The 5,363-nt window shown below is 44.1% G+C and carries 3 protein-coding genes; all 3 read left to right on the forward strand.

All coding sequences use genetic code 11. The features are described from left to right. Positions 1–747 (forward strand): DUF928 domain-containing protein (locus AC805_RS06755; RefSeq protein WP_072143544.1); only part of this gene is annotated, 747 nt, incomplete at its 5' end. 220 nt (positions 748–967) lie between these two features. After that, a complete protein-coding gene (locus AC805_RS06760) occupies positions 968–3,820 on the forward strand; it encodes a CHASE2 domain-containing protein (RefSeq protein ID WP_055074709.1) in 2,853 nt (950 codons plus the stop codon). Between the two features lie 23 nt (positions 3,821–3,843). Beyond that, complete coding sequence (locus AC805_RS06765; RefSeq protein ID WP_055074710.1) at positions 3,844–5,229, forward strand: response regulator; 1,386 nt, start codon at positions 3,844–3,846, stop codon at positions 5,227–5,229. The last annotated feature ends 134 nt before the right edge of the window (positions 5,230–5,363 follow it).

The raw sequence follows: 5,363 nt of genomic DNA on the forward strand, positions 1-5,363 counted from the left end.
TTTGTACCTCCTGCTACCAGTTCTGCACCAACTCAAACTACTGGTGGAGCATCTCGCGGTACTTTTGTACCTCCTGTTACCAGTTCTGCACCAACTCAAACTGCTGGTGGGGCATCTAGAAGCTCTTTTACGCCTCCTCCTAGCAGTTCTGCTCCCATTGGCACAGCAGGTGGAGCCTCTCGCACCAATGCCTACGGCTCTTATTTGATTGCCGATCGCCCTGTTTTCATGGCGGCAGTCCTACCTCAAACCTTCTATGGCACAACCTTATCTGCCCATCCTGCGATTTTGGTTTACCTCCCAGCTAGTGCTGCTCAAGAGGCAGTCTTTAGTCTGAAGGATGAATCAAAGCAAACGGTTTATCAGATGTCTGTGCCAGTGTCAGGAAAAGAGGGGATTGTGGCAATCCAGTTGCCTGAGAACGCCCCTGCTCTGGAAGTTAACAAAAACTATCAGTGGTTTTTTGCTCTCAAACTTGAAAGCAACTTGACCCCTAACAGTCCCTTTGTTGATGGTTGGATTAAGCGAATTACGCCTAGTGCCGATCTCGCTAAATCTTTAGAGGGCAAAACATCTCTACAGCAATCATCGATTTTGGCAGCTAACGGAGTTTGGTACGATAGTGCCTCAATCCTGTCTTCTTTGCGGACGGCTCAGCCAAACGATCAATTGCTTGCCAAGGAATGGAAAGAGCTTTTGGACTCCGTTCAACTGTCTCAACTTACCAGCTTGGCTATCACAAAATAAAATCAAACTTTTGATGAAGCCAAGATTTCTATAGAAAATGGAGAAAGATGGTTATAAATTATCATCTTTCTTCTTCATAAGTAAGTGGGCTTAATTAAATATAAAACCCTCGAACCTGCGGCGTAAGCGCAGCGTGCGCCGCAGGTTCGAGGTCTGGATTTTAATTATGTTGAGATACTTATTAAGAGCTAGGCTACTCAAAAATCAAAAACAGGTAAGTATGAGATTAGGGCTCAAAAAATTTATCGGCAACTCTAAACGAGTCTTAATTATAGGTTCCAGCATTTCAGCTATTGTCATTGCTGGCAACTTGCTCGGTGTTTTTAATTTACTCGAATGGGCGATTCGGGATAGGTTTTTTCAATGGCGACCTGGGGAGTCCGTCGAAAATAATATCGTGATCGTGACGATCGACGAAACCGATATCAAAACCGCAGGCAATTGGCCCGTGCCCGATCGCATATTAGCGAAGGTAATCGAAAATTTGCGATCGCAAAATCCTCGAGTGATTGGGATGGATATCTATCGCAATTTGCCAGAGGAGCCAGGGCATCAAGAGATCCTGCAAATCTTTCAAACTACGCCGACCCTGATTGGGGTCGAGAAAATGACTGGAGATCGTGTCGATCCGCCAGCGGTGTTAAAACAAAAAGAACAGGTAGGGCTTGCCGATTTGGTCTTAGATGGCGATCAGAAAGTGCGTCGGGCTCTGCTCACGGCGGAAGACCAACGAGATAACAAAACGATTAAGTCGGGGCTAGCCACCCAAGTGGCTCTAAAGTACCTAGAATCAGAGAAAATCACCTTAGAGCCTGTAGATGCGACTCAGCAAAAATTTCGGTTGGGGAAAACCATTTTCCTACCGATGAGAGATAGGGAAGGAGGCTATAGCAATGAAGACTTAGGCGGCTATCAGATCCTCCTGAATTGGAGAGGTTCGCTATCATCTTTTCCCACTATTTCTATGCGCGAAGTGTTAGCAGGAAGGATTCCCGACAATCTGATTCGCGATCGGATTGTGCTAATTGGTTCTACGGCTCCTAGCACTAATGATTTCTTTGCAACCCCCTATGATAATCTCGCCCAAACTAAAAGTACGCCAGGAGTTGTAGTTCACGCTAATATAGCCAGTCAGCTCATTCGTTCGGCGAAGGATGGTCGATTAGGGCTTCATAGTTGGTCTAGTATCGAGCAGGGAATCTGGATCGTGGTTTGGGCAATGCTGGGGACTGGGGGGATTTGGATTTTGATTAGCATTGCCGAAGACAAAGGGCGGATTTTAGGCGAACGAGCGGTTTGGGGGGCTTTCGTATCGATTGGCTTGTTATTTGGCTTGAGCTACTTGTGTTTTCTGAATGGGCTTTTAGTGCCGATCATGCCACCTTTATGCGCTTTTATTATGAGTGCGATCGCCATTACCAATGCTTATAAGCAACAAAAGTTGGAATTAACCAATCAACAGTTGGAAATCCTTAACAATCAACTCCTCGATTACTCCAAAAACTTGGAAGTTAAAGTTGAAGAACGCACCCACGACCTTGAATTAGCAAAACAAGCTGCTGACAAAGCTAATCGCGCTAAGAGTGAATTTTTGGCAAATATGAGTCACGAGTTGAGAACGCCCCTCAATGGCATCCTTGGCTATGCGCAAATCTTGCAAAGATCTAAATCTCTCGACACAGATGGGCAAAAAGGGATTAAGGTGATCCAGAGATGTGGCGATCACCTACTGACATTAATCGATGATGTCCTAAATCTGGCTAAGGTTGAGGCGGGAAAAATTGAATTGGAGATATCCGATTTGCCACTGCCTGCTTTTTTAGAAGATGTGACCGAAATTTTCACCGTCAGAGCTTCCCAGAAAGACATAAGTTTTTTGGTGCAGATTAGCCCCAATATTCCTATAGGCATTCGCTCCGATGAAAAGAGGCTACGACAGGTTCTCCTCAATTTACTCAGCAATGCCATGAAGTTTACCGATGTGGGAGGAGTAACCATGAAGGTATCCTTAGTGGGAACGAGGTCATCATCTCCAAGCAATGGAGACTTAACCCAATCCTTCGCGACAGTGCGTTTTCAAGTCGAAGACACGGGAGTAGGCATCAGTGACGAAAACTTAACTAAGCTCTTCTCTCCATTTCAACAAGTGGGAGATCAAAAGAAGCAATCTGAAGGTACGGGGCTGGGCTTAGCAATCAGCCAAAAAATCGTGCAATTGATGGGTAGTACCATTCAAGTTAGTAGCCGTTTAGGTGAAGGAAGTACCTTCTGGATCGATCTGGAATTTCCTCTGGCATCGGGTTGGGCGAATAATCGATTTCAATCCAATCGAATAATTACAGGCTATCAAGGGGCTCCAATGAAAATTTTGGTTGTAGACGATCGCTCGGACAACCGCTCATTTTTGGTTAACTTGCTCCGAAACATCGGCTTTGAATTGTTTGAGGCTAAGGATGGTCAAGAAGGCTTGGCACAGGCGATCGCCAATCGTCCAGATTTAATCTTGCTCGATCTGGTCATGCCAGTTTTGGATGGTTTTGAGATGGCGCGTCGGCTTCGTCAGCAAGAGGGATTTGCCTCTGTGCCAATCATTGCTTGCTCGGCAAGCAGCTTTGATGACGATCTGCAAGAAAGCTTGACTGCTGGCTGTACGGACTTCACTCCCAAACCAATTCAATCAAAAGATCTATTTTTAAAGCTCAAGAAATATTTAAATTTGGAGTGGATCTATGAAGAACCCATGAATTCCTCTTCCTTTGTGGGCAGTTCATCTATCAATTCAATGAAATCTATGGAAAATTCTCTAGAAAACGATCTCTCCAGCACCGCTACGGGGACATCAATTCCCGCCCCTGCGATCGTCTTACCTGAGTCGGAGGATCTGCTTATCTTACTTGATTTAGCGCTCAAAGGATTAATCAAAAATTTCATTAAACAACTGGATACCTTAGAGCAAAAAGATCCAAATCTTATTCCATTTACTAGCCCACTCCGCCAACTTGCTAGTAGCTATCAAATCAAAAGATTGCAAGAAGTACTTCAGCAATATACCGATAAATCCTTAGAAAATTAATCCTGAGCAAATCATTAAGCTTTATGACTTTTAATCAACCTCATAACCTATCGCAGCAATTGCAAACGAGTACAATTTTAGTTGTGGATGATAATCCCACCAATTTGGAAGTACTGTCTACAACACTGGAAAATCACGGCTTTACGGTCTCAGTAGCAATTGATGGCGAAAATGCTCTGTCCCAAGCTGAATATCTAAATCCCGATCTCATCCTCATGGATGTCATGATGCCAGGAATAGATGGCTTTGAAGCTTGTCGGACTCTACTTTCTAATCCCAAAACCCAGAATATTCCCGTGATCTTTATGACCGCCCTCGCCGATCCTATGGAAAAAGTTAAGGGTTTTGAACTGGGAGCCGTTGATTATATTACGAAACCTTTTCAACAAGAAGAAGTAATCGCTAGGGTCAATCTGCATTTGAGGTTGAGTTTTCTCAATAAAGCGATCGCTGAACAAAATCAACGTTTAGAACAGCAGGTTGTAGAACGTACGGCTGCATTAACCCAAGCTTTAGAAACCTTGCAAAGATCTCAATTGCAACTGGTGCAGAGCGAGAAAATGTCTAGTATTGGTCAGTTGATGGCTGGAATTGCCCATGAAATCAACAATCCCTTAGGATTTATCAACGGCAACCTATCCTTGGCTCAAGAAGGATTTGCGAACCTGCTCGATCATCTCCAACTCTATCAAACAGAATTTCCTCAGGCAAACGATAGAATCCTCGACCATGCGGAATCAATCGATCTAGACTTTCTGATCGCGGACTTACCTAAACTCACGAAATCTCTGCGAGTTGGATGCGATCGCATTAAGGATATTTCTAATTCTCTGCGCATATTTTCTAGATCTGATACCGAACGTCGCGTAAGATTTAAAATTGAAGAAGGGCTTGAAGTCACGCTAATGCTACTACGGCATCGTCTCAAGGCTGTCGATCAATTCCCAGAAATTCATATCGTTAAAGATTATGGAAAGCTGCCCGAAATAGATTGCTATGCGGGACAGTTGAATCAGGTATTTATGAACTTATTAGCCAATGCGATCGATGCGTTGCACTCTAGTGGTTACACTGCCTCAATGGTCAAACGGGGAGAAGCTAAGCAGCCTACTATTTGGGTAAAGACTGAATGGATCCATTGTGAGCCCAAATTGCACGATCGAGTGCGGATCGCTATTCGGGATAACGGGCTAGGAATCCCTCCCCATTTACAGTCCAAAATTTTTGAATCGTTGTTTACCACTAAGCCCGTAGGTAAAGGAAGTGGTCTCGGACTTTCCATTAGTCGCCAGATAGTTGAAGAAGCCCACGGCGGAAGATTGATGCTAACCAATACCTCATCTGAAGGAACGGAGTTTACTATTGAAATCCCCGTTCATGAAATTGACCCCTCCTCCGAGAAGAACTAAGTTCAGAAACTTAGTTCTTCTCAATCCCTTCATACCAATTCACAAAAGTGTTGTCACACTTTTGTGAATTAAAAAACAAACCCAGTAAGGGTTTTCAAAGCTCAAAATGGCGTAGCCATTTTGAGCTTTGGTAT

It is taken from the genome of Pseudanabaena sp. 'Roaring Creek' (assembly GCF_001402795.1).
Lineage (GTDB): Bacteria > Cyanobacteriota > Cyanobacteriia > Pseudanabaenales > Pseudanabaenaceae > Pseudanabaena.